The sequence below is a fragment of the Actinokineospora enzanensis DSM 44649 genome, from assembly GCF_000374445.1.
Classification (GTDB): Bacteria; Actinomycetota; Actinomycetes; order Mycobacteriales; family Pseudonocardiaceae; genus Actinokineospora; species Actinokineospora enzanensis.
In genome coordinates this window covers 358,473-376,778 of record NZ_KB894404.1, presented here as the reverse complement: position 1 = coordinate 376,778, position 18,306 = coordinate 358,473, and the positions used below count along the sequence as shown (strand labels likewise).

At 72.6% G+C, this 18,306-nt stretch carries 1 protein-coding gene (cut by a window edge); it reads right to left on the bottom strand.

What is annotated here, in order from left to right; translation table 11 throughout:
* Positions 1 to 52: 52 nt before the first annotated feature.
* Positions 53 to 18,306, bottom strand: partial view of a type I polyketide synthase gene (locus C503_RS47640; protein WP_018680914.1) — the 3' portion only. The gene runs 12,418 nt beyond the window's last position; 18,254 of the gene's 30,672 nt are visible here — the last part of the coding sequence; its start codon lies off the right edge, out of view; its stop codon occupies positions 53 to 55.

Below are 18,306 nucleotides of genomic sequence, written 5' to 3'. Positions count from 1 at the left end.
GACAACGCCCCGTCTCGGCTGAGATGGGGCGTTGTCCGTTCCGGCGGTCCGGTCAGGACAGGCCGAGTTCGTTGTCCAGGATTCGGAAGACCTCCTCGTCGGAGGCCGACTCGAAGTCGAACTCGTCCCTGGGGGCGGTCCGGGCCGCCGACAGCTTCGACCTGAGGATGTCGAGCCGGGCGGTGATCTGCTGGTGCAGGTCGTCGGTGACGTCCAGGTCCAGGAGGGTGTCCAGGCGGTCCAGCTCGGTGAGGATGGCGTGCGGGGTGGGGGTCTCGTCGGGGATGAGGTGCGGGGTCAGGTGGGTGATGAGGTCGGTGGTGGTGGGGTAGTCGAACAGGAGGGTCGCCGGGAGGCGCAGGCCGGTGAGGGTGTTGAGGCGGTTGCGCAGTTCGATCGCCGTGAGGGAGTCGAAGCCCAGGTCCTGGAATGGGCGGGCGGGGTCGATCGCCGACGTGTCCGGGTGGCCGAGGACGGTGGCGATCTGGGTGCGGACCGCGTCGAGAAGGAGTTCGTGCTGCTGGTCCGCGGGGAGGCCGACGAGTTTCTGGGTCAGGTTGGCCGGGGTGGCGGCGGCGCGGCGGGAGCGGGTGCGGACCAGGGCGCCGAGGATCGTGGGGACCTCGGCACGGGTGCGCCAGGTGGGCAGGTCCAGCAGGACGGGGGCGACCACCGGGAGATCACCGGCGACCGCCGTGTCGAGCAGGGCCATGCCGTGGCTCGGGGTGATCTCCTGCATGCCGGAGCGGGCGGCACGTTGAGTGGTCATGCCGGTGTCCTGGGTCCACGGACCCCAGGCGAGCGACCGGGCGGGCAGACCTGCGGAGTGGCGGTGGTGGGCCAGGGCGTCCAGGAACGTGTTGCCTGCGGCGTAGTTGGCCTGGCCGGGGTTGCCCAGGGTGCCCGCGATGGACGAGAACAGGACGAAGGCCGCCAGGTCCCGGTCCCGGGTCGCCTGGTGCAGGTTCCAGGCCGCGTCGACCTTGGGGCGGAGCACGGTCGAGAGCCGCTCGGGGGTCAGGGCGGTGAGCACGCCGTCGTCCAGGACACCCGCCGTGTGGATCACTGCGGCCACCGGGTGGCGGTCCAGCAGGTCGGTCACGGCCGCCGGGTCGGTCACGTCGCAGGCGACCAGGTCGACCCTGGCGCCGTGGCCTGCCAGCTCGGTCACCAGGTCGGCGGCACCCTCGGCGGACGGGCCGCGACGGCTGACCAGGAGCAGGTCCCGGACGCCGTGCTCGGCCACCAGGTGCCGGGCCACCAGCCTGCCCAGACCGCCGGTGCCGCCGGTGATCAGAACGGTGCCCTGCATATCGGACCAGACGGGGCGGTCGGTGGTGGGCGGGGTCTTGGTGAGCCTGGCCGCCAAGGGGTTGCCGTCGCGGATGAGAAGTTGGGGTTCGTCGGAGTTCAGGACGGACAGTGGGATCGGGCCCGAGTCCTGGTCGATCAGGGCGAAGCGGCCCGGGTGTTCCGACTGGGCGGAGCGGATCAGGCCCCAGACCGCGGCGCCCACCAGGTCGGTGCCGGTGGTCGCGCCCCGGGTGATGAAGACCAGGCGGGACTGCTCGGTCCGGGCCAGCCAGGACTGGGTCAGTTCCAGTACGCGGGCGGTGGTGGCGTGCACGTCGTCCACGACCGATGAGGTGCCGACGATCTGCACCGCGACCACGTCCGGGAGGCCGGACCGGACCAGGTCTGCCAGGTCGTTGTGAACGGGCAGGTCCAGGTGGGACAGGAGGCCGTGGTCCGGGCCGATGATCGCGGCCGAGATCGTGGCGTCCTCGGAGACGTCGGCAGGCAGCCAGTCGAGATGGAACAGCGAGCTGGGAGCGAGCTGGTCCGTGGTGATGGGGCGGACGGTGAGGGTGTCCACAGTCGCGACGGGGGTGCCGTCGGGGGTGTCGATGGTGATCGACAGGCCGGAGTCGGTCGCGGTGAGGCGGGCGTGCAGGGCAGCGGCGCCGGTGGTGTGCAGGGAGATGCCACGCCAGGAGAACGGCACACCGGAGTCGCCGGTGCCCAGGAACGCGGCGGCATGCAGGGTCGCGTCCAGGAGGGCGGGGTGCAGGCCGAACGCCGGTGCCTCGGCGGGGTCCGGGAGGGCGACCTCGGCGAGGATCTCGTCGCCGTGACGCCAGGCGGCGCGGAGGCCCTGGAAGGTGGGGCCGTAGTCGAAACCGGCGGTCGCGAGGTTGTCGTACGCGTCGGTCACGTCGATCGGGTCGGCCTCGGCCAGCGGCCACGGAGTGACTGCGGGAGTGGGGTGGTCGGCGGGAGTCAGTTCGCCGGTGGCGTGGAGCTGCCAGTCGTCGGTGGATTCGGGGCGGGAGCGGATGGTGATCGGGCGGTGGCCCGTGGTGTCGGGCTCGCCCACCCAGGCCTGGAGCTGGATGCCGCCGTGGTCGGGCAGTACCAGCGGGGCCGCGAGGGTCAGTTCCTCGACGCGGGGGCAGCCGAGTTCGTCACCGGCGTGCAGGGCCAGGTCGACGAAGGCGGTGCCGGGGACGATGGTCGAGCCCAGGACGACGTGCTCGGCCAGCCACGGGTGGGTCCGCACCGACAGCCGCGAGGTGAACACGGTGCCGTTGCCGGGAACCTCGACCGCCGCGCCGAGCAGTGGGTGGTTGGTGGCGGTCAGGCCGATGGCGGTGGCCCCGCCCGCGCGGAGGGTCGGCTTCGGCCAGAAGCGCTGGTGTTGGAACGCGTAGGTGGGCAGGTCGACGCGCCGGGCGCCGGTGTCGACGAAGAGGGTCGGCCAGGTGACGGTGGCGCCGGAGACGTGCAGGTGGGCCAGGGCGTCCAGCGCGGTGGTCTCTTCGGGGCGGTTCTTGCGCAGCAGCGGGATGAGCAGGGGGTCCGGCAGGCAGGTGGCGATCATGCCGGTCAGCACCGCGTCCGGGCCGAGTTCCAGGTAGCGGGTGACACCGGCGGCGTCGAGCGTGGTCACGCCGTCGGCGAAGCGGACCGCCTGGCGGACGTGGTCGACCCAGTAGTCCGGTGTGTACTCGGTCGCCATTGTCCCGGTCACATTCGACACCAAGGGAATCGCCGGTTCCGCATAGGACAGACGAGCGGCCACGGCGCGGAACTCCGCCAGCATGGGCTCCATCAGGGGCGAGTGGAACGCGTGGGAGACGCGGAGACGGGTCGTCTTGTGGCCACGCGCTGCGAACTCGTCTGCCACCTGCAGCACAGCGGCCTCGTCACCCGAGATCACCAGTGCGGAAGGGCCGTTGATGGCGGCGATGGACACCTTGTCGGTCAGGAACGGGAGGATCTCGTCTTCGGTGGCCGCGATGGCGACCATGGCCCCTCCGGTGGGCAGGGCCTGCATCAGCTTGCCGCGCGCGGCCACCAACGCACACGCGTCCGCCAGGGACAGCACGCCCGCGATGTGGGCGGCGGCGACCTCGCCGATCGAGTGGCCCGCGAGGTAGTCCGGGCGGACGCCGAAGGACTCGATCAGACGGAACAGGGCGACCCCGAGCGCGAACAGACCCGTCTGGGCGTGCACGGTCTCGTCGGCCAGGTCGGCGTCCTCACCCCAGATCACGGACTTGGCCGACTGGTCCAGGTGCTCGTCCAGACCGGCGCACACCGCGTCGAAGGCCGCCGCGAAGACCGGGAACCGCTCGTACAGCTCCCGGCCCATGCCCAGGCGCTGGGAGCCCTGACCGGAGAAGACGAACGCCGTCCTGCCGGGCCGGGCGACGCCCTGGATGACGCCCGGAACGGCCTCGCCTGCGGCCAGGGCGGGCAGGAGGTCCGTGGCCGTGACGACCGCGCGGTAGGCGAAGGTCGACCGTGCGGTCACCAGGGAGTACGCCAGGTCCAGGAGACTCGTGGTCCCGTGCGCGGCCAGACGTTCGGCCTGGGCACGGAGGCCCGCCTCGGACTTGGCCGACAGCACCAACGGCACCACCGCCAGGTCCTTCGGCTCGTCGGCCACCACGCTCGGCTCGGGTTGTTCGAGGATCACGTGCGCGTTGGTGCCACTGATCCCGAACGACGACACACCCGCCCGGCGCGGACGCTCGCCCGCCTGCCACGAGATTTCCTCGGTCAGCAGCTCGACCGAGCCTGCCGTCCAGTCCACATGTGCGGACGGGTCGTCCACGTGCAGGGTCCTGGGCAGCACACCATGACGCATGGCCATGATCATCTTGATCACCCCGGCGGCCCCGGCGGCCGCCTGGGTGTGCCCGAGGTTGGACTTCACCGACCCCAGCCACAGTGGACGATCCCGGTCCTGACCATAGGTCGCCAACAGCGCCTGGGCCTCGATCGGGTCACCCAACGTCGTCCCGGTGCCGTGCGCCTCGACCGCGTCGACATCCACAGTGGACAGTCCGGCGCTTGCCAGGGCCCGGCGGATCACCCGTTGCTGGGACGGACCGTTCGGCGCGGTGAGGCCGTTGGACGCGCCGTCCTGGTTGATCGCGCTGCCCCGGACGATCGCCAGCACCTCGTGGCCGTGCCTGCGGGCGTCGGACAGGCGTTCCAGTACCAGCATGCCGACGCCCTCGGACCAGCCGACGCCGTCGGCCGCGTCGGCGAACGGCTTGCAGCGGCCGTCCTCGGCGAGGCCGCCTTGTCGGGAGAACTCGATGAACGTGGTCGGGGTGGACATGACCGTGACGCCACCGGCCAACGCCAGCGAGCACTCCCCCGCGCGCAGGGCCTGGGCGGCCAGGTGCAGGGCGACCAGAGACGACGAGCAGGCCGTGTCCACGGTGACGGCCGGGCCCTCGAACCCGAAGGTGTAGGAGACGCGGCCGGAGGCGACGCTGCCCGCGCTGCCGCTGCCCTGGTGGCCCTCGAACTCGGGGCCCGTCAGCAGGCCCGCATAGTCCTGGTACATGACCCCGGCGAACACGCCGGTCTGGCTCCCGCGCAGCGATACCGGGTCGATGCCGGTGCGCTCGACCGCCTCCCACACCGTCTCCAGCAGGAGCCGCTGCTGGGCGTCGGTGGCCAGGGCCTCGCGCGGACTCATCCCGAAGAAGTCCGGGTCGAACTCCCCCGCGTCGTACAGGAAGCCGCCGTGCCGGGTGTAGGAGGTCCCCGGGGCATCCCGATCCGGGCTGTACAACGTTTCCACGTCCCAGCCGCGATCGGTGGGGAACCCCGACACCGTGTCCACGCCCTCGGACACCACCCGCCACAGGTCCTCGGGCGAGGACACGCCGCCCGGGTAGCGGCAGGCCATGCCGACGATCACGATCGGGTCGTCCGCCACGACCGGCGGGTGCATGTCCGCGAGAACCGGGTCGGCGCCGAACAGCTCACCGAGGAGGAAGGTCACGAGGACGTCGGTGGTCGGGTAGTCGAACAGGAGGGTGGCGGGCAGGCGCAGGCCGGTGCGGGTGTTGAGGCGGTTGCGCAGCTCGATCGCCGTGAGGGAGTCGAAACCGAGGTCCTGGAACGCGCGGGTCGGGTCGATGTCGGCCGCCTCGGTGTGGCCGAGGACCGTGGCGATCTGGGCGCGGACCGCGTCCCTGGCGACGTCCCGGCGCCGGTCGGGGGCGAGGGCGGTCAGGCGCCGGGTCAGGTCGGAGCCGGTGGCGGCGGCCGATCGGCGGGCCCTGGTGCGGACCAGGCCGCGCAGGATGGCGGGGACGTCGCCCTGGGCGCGCCAGGCCGCCAGGTCCAGTCGCACGGGCGCGATGGCCGGACGGTCGCCGGTCAGGGCGACGTCGAACAGGGCGGCGTCGAACAGGGCGACGCCGAGCTCGGGTGAGATGGCGGGCATGCCCGGGTGGACTGCCCGTCGGGTGGCGGTCAGGGTGCCGGTCATGCCCGCGTCCTGGGTCCACGGGCCCCAGGCCAGGGAGATCGCGGGCAGGCCGAGGTCGGCGCGGTGGCGGGCCAGGGCGTCGAGGAAGGCGTTGGCGGCCGCGTAGTTGGCCTGGCCGGGGCTGCCGAAGGTGCCCGCCACCGAGGAGAACAGGACGAACGCGGACAGGGGCAGGTGCCGGGTGGCCTCGTGCAGGTTCCAGGCGGCGTCGGCCTTGGGGCGCAGCACGGCGGCGAGCCGTTCGGGGGTCATCGAGGTGATCACGCCGTCGTCCAGGACACCGGCGGTGTGGATCACGGCGCGCACGGGGTGCCGCTCGATCAGCTCGGTGACCGCGTCCCGGTCGGTGACATCGCAGGCCACGATCTCGATGCGCGCGCCCTGCTCGGTCAGCTCGGCCGCCAGTTCGGCGGCACCGTCGGCGGCCGGGCCACGGCGGCTGACCAGGAGCAGGTCCCGGACCCCGTGCGCGGACACCAGGTGCCGGGCCACGATCCGGCCGAGACCGCCGGTGCCGCCGGTGATCAGGACCGGGCCGTCAAGGTCCGGCCGGGGTTCGGTGGTGGTGACCGGGACCCTGGTGAGACGGCCCGCGAGCACCTCTTCACCTCGGATGACCAGCTGCGGCTCGTCCGACCCGAACGTGGAGAGCAGTGTCGGCGAGACCTCGTCGTGGTCGATCAGGCCGAACCGGCCCGGGTGCTCGGACTGGGCGGAGCGCACCAATCCCCACACGGCGGCGGCGGCGAGGTTCGCGCCCGTGGTGGCGCCCCGGGTCAGGAAGACCAGCCGGGAACTCGCGAACTCGTCTTCCGCCAGCCAGGACTGCACCAACTCCAAGGCACGGCAGGTCTCACTGTGCACCGCCGTTCCCCCGAGGACTGGGACCACGACCACGTCCGGGACATCGTTCTGGGCCAGCCCCGCGAGATCTGTGTAGGTCGGGAGAGAGAGTCCGGCGTCGGGGCCCACCACCGCGACCGAGGCTGCCGGGTCGGTGGAGACGGGGAGCCAGTCGAGTTCGAAGAGAGAGTTCTGGTCGACCGTGCGTCGGTCGGCGGAGATCGGGCGGATGGCCAGGGCGTCGACCGTGGCAACGGGGGCGCCGTCGGTGTCGTCGATGGTGACGGAAAGGCCGTCGGTGCCGGTGGCCAGGCGGACGCGGACGACGGAGGCGCCGGAGGCGTGCAGGGAGACGCCCTGCCACGCGAACGGGACGCCGGTGTCGCCGGAGCCCAGGAACGCGGCGGCGTGCAGGGTCGCGTCCCACAGGGCCGGGTGCAGGCCGAACCCGGCGGCCTCGGCCTGCGCGGACTCCGGTAGGGCGACCTCGGCGAACACGTCGTCGCCGTGTCGCCAGGCCGCCCGCAGGCCCTGGAATGTCGGGCCGTAGGCGAGGCCGCTGTCGGCAAGCCGGTCGTAGGCACCGGCGAGATCGATCGGGTCGCCGGTGGGCGGCCAGGTGAGCGGTTCGTGCTCGGCAGCCAAGCCTGCTGTGACGGTGCCCTGGGCGTGCAGGGTCCAGAGGTGGTCGCCGTCGTGGTCCGGGCGGGCGTGGATGGTGAGGGCGCGGCGGCCGGACTCGTCCGGCTCCTCGACCCGGACCTGGAGCTGGACGCCGCCGTTTTCGGGCAGGGACAGCGGGGCGGTCAGGGTCAGTTCCTCGACCCGGTCGCAGCCGACCTCGTCGCCCGCGCGGATGGCCAGCTCGACCAGGGCCGTGCCGGGCACCAGCACGGAACCGAGTACGACGTGGTCGGTCAGCCAGGGGTGCGAGCGGGTGGACAGGCGGCCGGTGAGCAGGGCGCCGTCGAAGTCGGCCAGGTCGACCGTGGCGGTGAGCACGGGGTGGGCGGTGTTGTCGGGGGTGCCCATCGCGGGGATGTCCGTGGACCAGAACCGCTGGTGCTGGAACGCGTACGTGGGCAGGTCCACGCGCCGGGCGCCGGTACCCGCGAAGAAGGCCGACCAGTCGATCTTCACACCGGAGACGTGCAGGTGGGCCAGCGCGGTGACGATCGTCGGTTCCTCGGCGCGGTCCTTGCGCAGCACCGGCACCAGGACCGTGTCCTCCGGGACACTCTCCCGGGCCACGGCCGTGAGCACGCCGTCCGGGCCGATCTCCAGGAACCGGGTTACCCCGGCGGCTCGCAGGGCACGCACACCGTCGGCGAACCGGACGGTCTTCCGGACGTGCTCGACCCAGTACTCCGATGAGTACTCGGTCGCCAGGTCCCCGGTCACGTTCGACACCAGCGGGATCACCGGCGCGCTGTGCGACAGTCGTGCCGCCACCTCGCGGAACTCCGCCAGCATCGGCTCCATCAACGGCGAATGGAACGCGTGCGACACCCGAAGCCGACTCGTCTTGCGACCCCGGGCCGCGAACTCCTCCCCCACCCGCAGCACTGCCTCTTCGAGGCCCGACACGACCACCGACGAGGGTCCGTTGATCGCGGCGATCGAGACGTGCTGGTCCAGCAGTGGAGCGACTTCGTCCTCGGTGGCCGCGATCGCCACCATCGCGCCGCCGGACGGCAGGGCCTGCATCAACCGGCCACGAGCGGCCACCAAGGCGCAGGCGTCACCCAGTGAGAGCACCCCGGCGACGTGCGCGGCCGCGATCTCGCCGATGGAGTGGCCGGTCAGGTAGTCCGGCCGCGCGCCCCAGGACTCGACCAGGCGGAACAGTGCCACCTCGACCGCGAACAAGCCGGCCTGGGCGTGGACGGTCTCGTTGATCAGCGCCGGGTCGGTCCCCCAGATCACGGACTTGATCGACCCGTCCAGGTGCTCGTCCAGCCCGGCGCACACCGCGTCGAAAGCCTCGGCGAAGACCGGGAACCGATCGTGCAGCTCCCGTCCCATCCCGAGCCGCTGCGAGCCCTGGCCGGAGAACTGGAACGCGAGCAGCCCGTCGGACGCGACACCGCTGATGGCCTCGCCGAGCGTCACCGCCCCCAGCCCGGTCACCAGATCGTCACCGGTGCCCACGATCGCGGCCCGGTGTTCCAGCGCCGCCCGGGTGGTGGCAAGGGAGAACGCGATATCCATCGGTCGCAATGCCAATTCATCCACATAGGACACAAGCCGCTCGGCCTGGGCGCCGAGTGCGTCCTGTTGCCCAGCCGACAAGAGCCACGGAACAACAGGAGAGTCCACCTCGGACGCCACGGCGACCGGCTCGACCATCGGGGCCTGTTCCACGAGGACGTGGGCGTTGGTGCCGCTGATGCCGAAGGAGGAGATGCCCGCGCGGCGCGGACGTCCGGTGTCGGGCCAGTCCTGCGCGTCCCGCAGCAGGTCGACGGAACCCGCCGTCCAGTCCACATGCGGCGACGGGCTGTCCACATGCAACGTCCTGGGCAGCACCCCGTGCCGCATGGCCATGACCATCTTGATGATCCCGGCCACGCCTGCGGCCGCCTGGGTGTGACCCAGGTTGGACTTCACCGAACCCAGCCACAGCGGCCGGTCTCGTTCCTGGCCATAGGTGGCCAGGATCGCCTGCGCCTCGATCGGGTCGCCCAGGGTGGTCCCGGTGCCGTGTGCCTCCACCACGTCCACCTGGTCGGCGGACAGGCGGGCGTTGGCCAGGGCCTGGCGGATGACGCGGCGCTGGGACGGGCCGTTGGGCGCGGTCAGGCCGTTGGACGCGCCATCCTGGTTCACCGCGCTCCCCCGCACGACCGCCAGCACGGGGTGGCCGTTGCGGAGCGCGTCGGAAAGCCGTTCCACCACCAGGAAACCCGCGCCCTCGGCGAACCCGGTCCCGTCGGCGGCGGCCGCGAAGGACTTGCACCGGCCATCGGAGGCCAAGCCGCCCTGCCTGCCGAACTCGACGAACACGCCAGGGGTCGCCATCACCGTGACGCCGCCGGTCACCGCCAGCGAGCAGTCGCCCTGGCGGAGGGCTTGGACGGCGAGGTGCAGGGCGACCAGGGAGGACGAGCAGGCCGTGTCGACGGCGACGGCGGGGCCTTCCAGGCCGAGCTTGTAGGAGACCCGGCCCGCGACCACGCTGCCGTTGCCGTCGCTGCCCGGGTAGTCGTGGTACATGACGCCCGCGAACACGCCGGTCTGGCTGCCCTTGAGCGAGGTCGGGTCGATGCCCGCGCGTTCCAGCGCCTCCCAGGACAGTTCCAGCGCGAGTCGCTGCTGCGGGTCCATGCCCAGCGCCTCGCGCGGCGAGATGCCGAAGAAGCCGGGGTCGAAGTCGGCGGCCTCGGCGAGGAAGCCGCCCGCCTCGGTGTAGCGGGTGTCGGTGCTCGGGTCGCGCAGGCGGGCCAGGTCCCAGCCTCGGTCGGCGGGGAACCCGGAGATCGCGTCGGCGCCGGTGGACACCAGCCGCCACAGGTCGTCGGGGCTGGTCACGCCGCCCGGGTAGCGGCAGGCCATGCCGATGACGGCGATGGGCTCGTGCGTGGTGACGGCGCGGTCGTCGTCGCGCGGCCGGGCCGGGCGCGGGCCGGAACCCTCCACATCGGACACCGGCCGGACGTCGGCCAGGTCGAGCAGGCTGTCCACCAGGCCCGCGTCGCGGAGCCTGCGGGTGGGGATCGTGAGCAGGGCGCGGCGCAGCTCGTCGTCGCCGGAGCCCGCCTCGGTGGCCGGGGCCAGCTCGGCCTCGACGCAGGTGGCGATGGCCTCGGAGTTGGGGTGGTCGAAGACGAGGGTGGCGGGCAGGCGCAGGCCGGTGACCGTGTTGAGGCGGTTGCGCAGCTCGGTGGCGGCCAGCGAGTCGAAGCCGAGTTCGCGGAAGGCCCGGTCGGGGGTGATCGCCTCGGCGGTGGCGTGCCCGAGCACCGCGGCCACCTCGGTGCGGACGAGCCGAAGCACCGCGCGGTGCCGTTCGGCCGGTGTCAGCCCGGCGACGCGGTCGGCCAGAGTGGTGCCGTGTTCGGTGACGGTGGTGCTCGCCCGGCGCGTGGTCGGGACCAGGCCGCGCAGGAGTGCCGGGACGACATCGGTTCGGGCGCGCAGGGCCTGGATGTCGACCCGGATCGGCACGATCGCGGCCCGGTCGGTGCGCAGGCCCGCCTCGAACAGGGCCAGCCCGGTGTCGGGGGACAGCGCGGGGACGCCGTGGGTGGCCATCCTGGTGACGTCGAGATCGCGCAGGTGGCTGCCCAGACCCGCGTCGAAGTCCCACATGCCGAAGGCCATCGCGGTCGCGGGCAGGCCCTGGGCGTGCCGGTGCTCGGCCAGCGCGTCCAGGAAGACGTTGGCGGCCGCGTAGTTGCCCTGACCGGCGACGAGCACCAGGCCGCCGACCGAGGAGATCAGGACGAACGCGGACAGGTCCCGGTCGCGGGTCAGCTCGTGCAGGTGCCAGGCCGCGTCGGCCTTGGGGGCCAGGACGGCGTCGATGCGCTCGGGGGTCAGGGCGCCGACCAGGCCGTTGTCGCCGACCCCGGCGGCGTGCACGACGGCGGTGAGAGTGGTGATCCCGTCCAGGAGGGCGGCCAGGGCCGCGCGGTCGGCGACGTCGCAGGCGACGATCCGGACCCGGGCGCCCAGGTCGGTCAGCTCGGCGGCGAGGTTCGGGGCGCCGGGCGCCTCGGTGCCGCGTCGACTGGTGAGGACGAGGTCGCGGGCGCCGTGTTCGATGACGAGGTGGCGGGCCATCATGGCGCCGAGGCCGCCGGTGCCGCCGGTGATCAGGACGGTGCCGGTGTCGAACGCGGGCGGTGTGGTCCGGCCGCTCAGGCGGACCAGGCGGGGCACCAGGGGTGAGCCGTGGCGGAGGGCGAGCTCGGGTTCCTCGGTGGCGAGGACGCGGTCGAGCACCTCGCGTGAGGTGTCCTCGCCGTCCCAGTCCAGGAGGGTGAGGCGGCCGGGGTTCTCCGCCTGGGCGGACCGCACCAGACCCCACACCGGGGCCTGGGGCAGGTCGATGTCCGAGGCGACCGCGTTCCGGGTCAGGATCACCAGGCGGGCGCAGGCGAACCGCTCGTCGGCGAGCCATCGCTGGATCACGTCGAGCACCCGGTGGGTGACCGCGCGGATGCCCGTCACGACAGTGCCCATCGGGACAGCGGACACAGAGATCGACGAGCAGTCGAACACCGCGACGGACGGGGTCTCGGCCGGGGTGATGTCGGGCAGCCACGTCCAGTTCGCGGCCCGGGGTGGGACCGACGCGGGGACCCAGTCGATGCCGAACAACGGCTCCCGGTCGGCCAGCTGGTCGGCGGAGACCGGGCGGCCGATCATCGCGCCGACGGTGGCCACCGGGGCGCCGGTGGTGTCGGCGATCGCGAGGGACAGCGCGCCGTCGCCCGCCCGGGTCAGGCGGACCCGGATGGCGGACGCGCCGACCGCGTGCAGGGCGATGTCGTTCCAGGCGAACGGGATGACCGTGCCGCCGACGTCGGTGGCGAGGACGGCAGCGTGCATGGCCGCGTCGAACAGGGCCGGGTGCAGGGCGAACGCGGCTGCGTCGGGCTTGGCGGACTCGGGCAAGGCGGACTCGGGCAGGGCGGACTCGGGCAGCGCGACCTCGGCGAAGATCTCGGCTCCACGGCGCCAGGCCGCGCGGAGGCCCTGGAAGGTGGGTCCATAGTCGTAGCCGTGCTGGTCGAAGAGGTCGTACGTGTCGGCCACCGGAATCTGCTCGGCGCCTGCGGGTGGCCAGACGGTGAGGTCGCAGGGTGCGGCCGGGCCGGTGGGGACGACGAAGCCGGAGACGTGCTCGGTCCAGGCGTCGTCCTGCTGGGAGTAGACGGCGACGGGCCTGCGGCCGGTGTCGTCTGCGGCGCCCACGACCACCTCGACGCCCACGCGGCCGGACAGCACGAGCGGGGTCGACACCGTCAGTTCCTCGATCGCGGCACAGCCTGCCTCGGTCGCGGCGCGCAGGACCATCTCGACGAAGGCGGTCGCGGGCAGCAGGACCTTGCCCAGGATCGCGTGATCGGCCAGCCAGGGGTGGTCTTCCAGGGACAGTCGACCGGTCAGCACGACGCCGCCCGAGTCGGGGAGCCGGACTGCGGCACCGAGCAGGGGGTGCCGCACGGAACCCACACCGGCCGCGTCCAGGTCGGTGCCCTGGCCTGCGTTGATCCAGTAGCGCCTGCGCTGGAAGGCGTAGGTGGGCAGGTCGACTCGGCGGGCGCCGGTGAAGAACGTGGTCCAGTCGATGGCGGCGCCTGCGACGTGCAGGCGGGCGAGCGCGTCCACGATCGTCGCGTGTTCGGATCGGTCCTTGCGCTGGGTCGGGACCGCCAGGACGTCCGGGACGTCGCCGAGGCAGGACCCGGCCATGCCGGTCAGTACGGCGTCGGGACCGATCTCGACGAACCGGGTCACCCCGGCGGCGTGGAGGGCGCGCAGGCCGTCGGCGAAGCGGACGGTCGCGCGGACGTGGTCGACCCAGTACTCCGGTGTGTACTCGGACACCGGCTCGCCGGTCACAGTGGACACGACCGGGATCACCGGCGGGGCGTAGGACAGTCGCGCCGCCACCTCGCCGAACTCGGCCAGCATCGGCTCCATCAACGGCGAGTGGAACGCGTGCGACACACGAAGCCTGCTCGTGCGGCGATCGGCGAAGTGTTCCAGGACTCGCGCAACCGCAGTGTCCACACCGGACACCACGACCGCGGTCGGACCGTTGATCGCCGCGAGCGATACCTGGTCGTCCAGCAGCGGCGCGACCTCGCCCTCGGTGGCCTCGATCGCCACCATGGCCCCACCGACGGGTAGCGCCTGCATCAACCGGCCACGAGCCGCCACCAGCGCGCAGGCGTCACCCAACGAGAGCACCCCGGCAACGTGGGCCGCCGCGATCTCGCCGATGGAGTGCCCGGCCACGAAGTCCGGGTGGATTCCCCAGGAGTCCAACAGTCGGAACAACGCCACTTCGGCGGCGAACAACCCGGCCTGCGCGAACGCCGTCTGGTCAAGCAACTCGGCATCCGCGCCCCAGATCACCGACTTGATCGGCTGTTCCAGGTGCTCGTCCAGCCCGGCGCACACCGCGTCGAACGCCGTCGCGAACACCGGGAACCGGTCGTACAGCTCCCGCCCCATCCCGAGCCGCTGCGATCCCTGGCCCGAGAACAGGAACGCCGTGGTGGCAACGGAACGCGCGGTCGCCTGGTGGACACCGGGACCGGCCTCGCCTCGCGCCACCGCGCGCAGTCCGGTCAGCAACGACTCGCGCTCGGTTCCGACCACGACGGCCCGGCACTCGAACGTCGCCCGTGTCGTGGCCAGTGAGTGCGCCACGTCGAGCAGGTCGAGTTCCGGCCGTGTGTCCAGGAACGCCGACAGGCTCTCGGCCTGGGCCCGCAACGCCGCCGGAGTGGCCGCCGAGACGGGCCAGGGCATCATCTCGGCTTCCGGGGCAGGTCCGTTGGTAGCACTCAGATCCGCAGGCGTCGGGCCCTGTTCCAGGATGACGTGGGCATTGGTGCCGCTGATGCCGAAGGCCGACACGCCCGCGCGGCGCGGGTGGGCCGCGTCCGGCCAGGGGCGGGACTCCGTCAGGAGTTCGATGGCGCCCTCGGACCAGTCCACGTGCGGCGAGGGGGCATCCATGTGCAGGGTGCGCGGGAGCAGGCCGTGCCGCATGGCCAGGACCATCTTGATCACGCCTGCCACGCCCGCCGCCGCCTGGGTGTGGCCCAGGTTGGACTTGATCGAGCCGAGCAGCAGCGGCCGGTCCCGGTCCCGGCCGTAGGTGGCCAATAGGGCTTGGGCCTCGATCGGGTCGCCCAGGGTCGTCCCGGTGCCGTGACCTTCGACGGCGTCGATGTCCGCAGTGGACAATCCGGCGCCTGCCAGGGCCTGATGGATCAGGCGTTGCTGGGACGGGCCATTGGGGGCGGTCAGGCCGTTTGAGGCGCCGTCCTGGTTGACGGCGGTGCCGCGCACCAGGGCCAGCACGGGGTGGCCGTTGCGCAGCGCGTCCGAGAGGCGTTCGACCAGCAGCACGCCGACGCCCTCGGACCAGCCGACACCGTCGGCGCCCGCCGAGTAGGACTTGCAGCGGCCGTCCGGGGACAGGCCGCGCTGGCGGCTGAACTCGATGAGCATGCCGGGGGTGGACATCACGGTGGCGCCGCCCGCCAGGGCCAGGGAACACTCGCCGGAGCGCAGCGCCTGGACGGCCAGGTGCAGGGCGACCAGGGATGACGAGCAGGCCGTGTCCACGGTGACGGCCGGGCCTTCGAGGCCGAGCGTGTAGGAGACGCGGCCGGACACGACGCTGCCGCCGCTGGTGCCGGACGGGGACACGTTCAGCGCGTAGTCGTGGTACATCACGCCCGCGAAGACGCCGGTCCGGCTGCCCTTGAGCGACATCGGGTCGAGGCCTGCGCGCTCCACCGCCTCCCAGGATGCCTCCAGCAGGAGCCGCTGCTGCGGGTCCATGTGCAGGGCCTCGCGGGGCGAGATGCCGAACACGGCCGGGTCGAAGTCGGCGGCGTCGTGCAGGAAGCTGCCGTTGCGGGTGTAGCTCTTGCCCTCCTTGCCGGGCTCCGGGTCGTAGAGGTCGTCGACGCGCCAGCCCCGGTCGGCGGGCAGGTCCGACACCGTGTCCACGCCGTCGAGCAGCAGCCGCCACAGGTCTTCCGGGGTGCGCACGCCACCGGGGTAGCGGCAGGCCATCGCCACGATGGCGATCGGCTCGTCCGATCCGGCGCGCTCGGTCACCGTGACGGTGCTGCGGGTGCCTTCCAGCCGGGACTCGATGTGGTCGGTGACGGCCTGGGCGTTCGGGTGGTCGAAGACGAGCGTGGCGGGCAGGCGCAGGCCGGTCAGCGTGTTGAGGCGGTTGCGGAGGTCGGTCGCGGCGAGGGAGTCGAAGCCCAGCTCGCGGAAGGCGCGGTCGGGCGCGATCGCCTCGATCGAGGTGTGCCCGAGCACGGCCGCGACCTGGGTACGCACGACCTGCAGGACCGCCCGGTGCCGCTCCCCCGGCGTCAGCCCGGCCAGCTGCCTGGCCAGGGTGGTCGTCGGCTCGACGGCACGGCGGGGCTGCGGGGCGAGGCCGCGCAGCAGGGCCGGGACGGTGTCGGTGCGAGCGCGCAGGGCGCGGGTGTCGAGGCGGAGCGGGACGACGGCGGCCCGGTCGCCGCACAGGGCGGCGTCGAACAGGGTCAGGCCGGACTCGTGGGACAGCGGCGGGAGGCCCTGGGTGGCCATCCGGGTGCGGTCGACCTCGCCCAGGTGTTGGCTCATCCCGCCCTCGACGTCCCACAGGGCGAAGGCCATGGCGGTCGCGGGCAGGCCGTCCGCCCGGCGCGCGCTCGCCAGGGCGTCCAGGAAGACGTTGGCGGCGGCGTAGTTGCCCTGACCGGCCGCGAGCACGAGGCCGCCCGCCGAGGAGATGAGCACGAACGCGGCCAGGTCCAGGTGCCGGGTCAGTTCGTGCAGGTGCCAGGCGGCGTCGGCCTTGGGGGCGAGCACCGCGTCGACCCGGTCCGGGGTGAGGGCGCCGATCAGGCCGTTGTCCGCGATCCCGGCCGCGTGCAGCACGGCGGTCAGCGGTCGCTCTGCGGTGATCTCGTCGATGAGCCGGGCCACGGCGGCCCGGTCCGACACGTCGCACGCGGCGACCCGGACCCGGGCGCCCGCGTCGGTCAGTTCGGCGGCCAGCTCGGCGGCCGCAGGCGCGTCGATCCCCCGGCGGCCCGCGAGGACCAGGTGCCGGACGCCGTGCTCGGCCACCAGGTGCCGGGCCAGGGCGGCACCCACCCCGCCGGTGCCGCCGGTGATCAGGACCGTGCGGTCGGGGTCGAGCGTCAGGTCCGAGTGCCGGTCAGCCTGTCGGGCGAGGTGCGGCACGTGGACGGTGCCCGCGCGCACGGCCGACTCGGGTTCGTCGGCGGCCAGTGCCAGTGGCAGGGCTCCGTCGTCGTCCAGGTCGACGAGGGTGAAGCGGCCGGGGTTCTCGGCCTGGGCGGAGCGGACGAGTCCCCAGACGGGCGCCTGGCGTAGGTCGATCTCGTCGCCGTCGGACACGGACACCGCGTTGCGGGTCACCACGACCAGTCGGGACTCGGCAAACCGGGCATCGGCCAGCCACTGTTGCAGCACGGCCAGCACGTGGTGGGTGGCCGAACGCGCTCCCGCCAGGATGTCATCGGCCGAGGTCGGGCACCTGAGCACCACCACGTCGGGCACGGTGTCCGCGAGATCTTCCCAAGGCGTGACCTGGGTACCCGTCGCGGCCACGGTGATCGGGCGCCACTCGATGCCGAACAGGGCCGCGTCGCCGGGGCGGTCCAGCTGTCGCGCGGAGACCGGCCTGCCGACCACGGAACCCACGGACAGGACGGGGCTTCCCGTAGCGTCCGCGACGGCTATGGACATCGAGCCATCGTCGTCCCAGGACAGTCGGACCCGGACCGTGGACGCGCCCATGGCGTGCAGGGAGACGTCGTTCCAGGCGAACGGGATGACGGTCTCCCGGCCGGTGTCGAGCAGGATCGCTGCGTGCATCGCGGCGTCCAACAGCGCCGGGTGCAGTCCGAAGCCTCCGCCGGTGGTCCCTTCGGGCAGGCCGACCTCGGCGAAGACCTCGTCCCCGCGTCGCCACGCGGCTCGCAGGCCCTGGAAGACCGGGCCATAGCCGAATCCGTGGTCCCGCAGGGTGTCGTAGGCGTCGGTGACGTCCACCGGCTCCGCGTCGGCGGGCGGCCATGCGGTCGCATCGAAGTCCACAGGGCTGGGGCTGCCTGCGGTAAGGAAGCCGGTCGCGTGCTCGACCCAGGACTGCTCGCCTGCCCGGGAGCGGACGCCGAACGAGCGGCGGCCGGACTCGTCGGCGGCACCGATCCGCACCTGGACCCGGACACCGCCGTGTTCCGGCAGCACCAACGGGGCCGCCAAGGTCAGCTCGTCGACCCGACCACAGCCCATCTGGTCACCCGCGTGGATCGCCAACTCCACGAAAGCCGTGCCGGGCAACAACACCGACCCCAGCACCACGTGATCGGCCAGCCACGGATGCGACGCCACCGACAGTCGGGACGTGAACACCACACCGTCCCCATCGGACAGCTCAACCGCCGCACCCAACAACGGATGCCCGGCAGGCTCCAACCCCACGGCACCGATGTCACCGGCCCCGGCCTTCGATTCGGGCCAGAACCGCTGGTGCTGGAAGGCATACGTCGGCAAATCCACCCGCCGGGCACCGGTGAAGAACGCGGCCCAGTCGATGGTCACGCCCGAGACGTGCAGGTGAGCCAGCGCGTCCACGAGCACCGGTTCCTCATCCCGGTCCCGGCGCAGCACCGGGATGAGTCGGGCGTCATCGTCCAGGCAGGTCGCGGCCATGCCGGTGAGCACCGCGTCCGGGCCGATCTCCAGGAAACGGGTCACGCCCGCGTTGTGGAGGGCGCGTACGCCGTCGGCGAATCGGACAGTCTCACGCACGTGGCCGACCCAGTACGCCGGGGAACACAGCTCCTCGGTCGCCTGCTCACCGGTCACATTGGACACAACCGGGATCGCCGGTGCGTCGAACGACAGGCGCTCGACCACGGCACGGA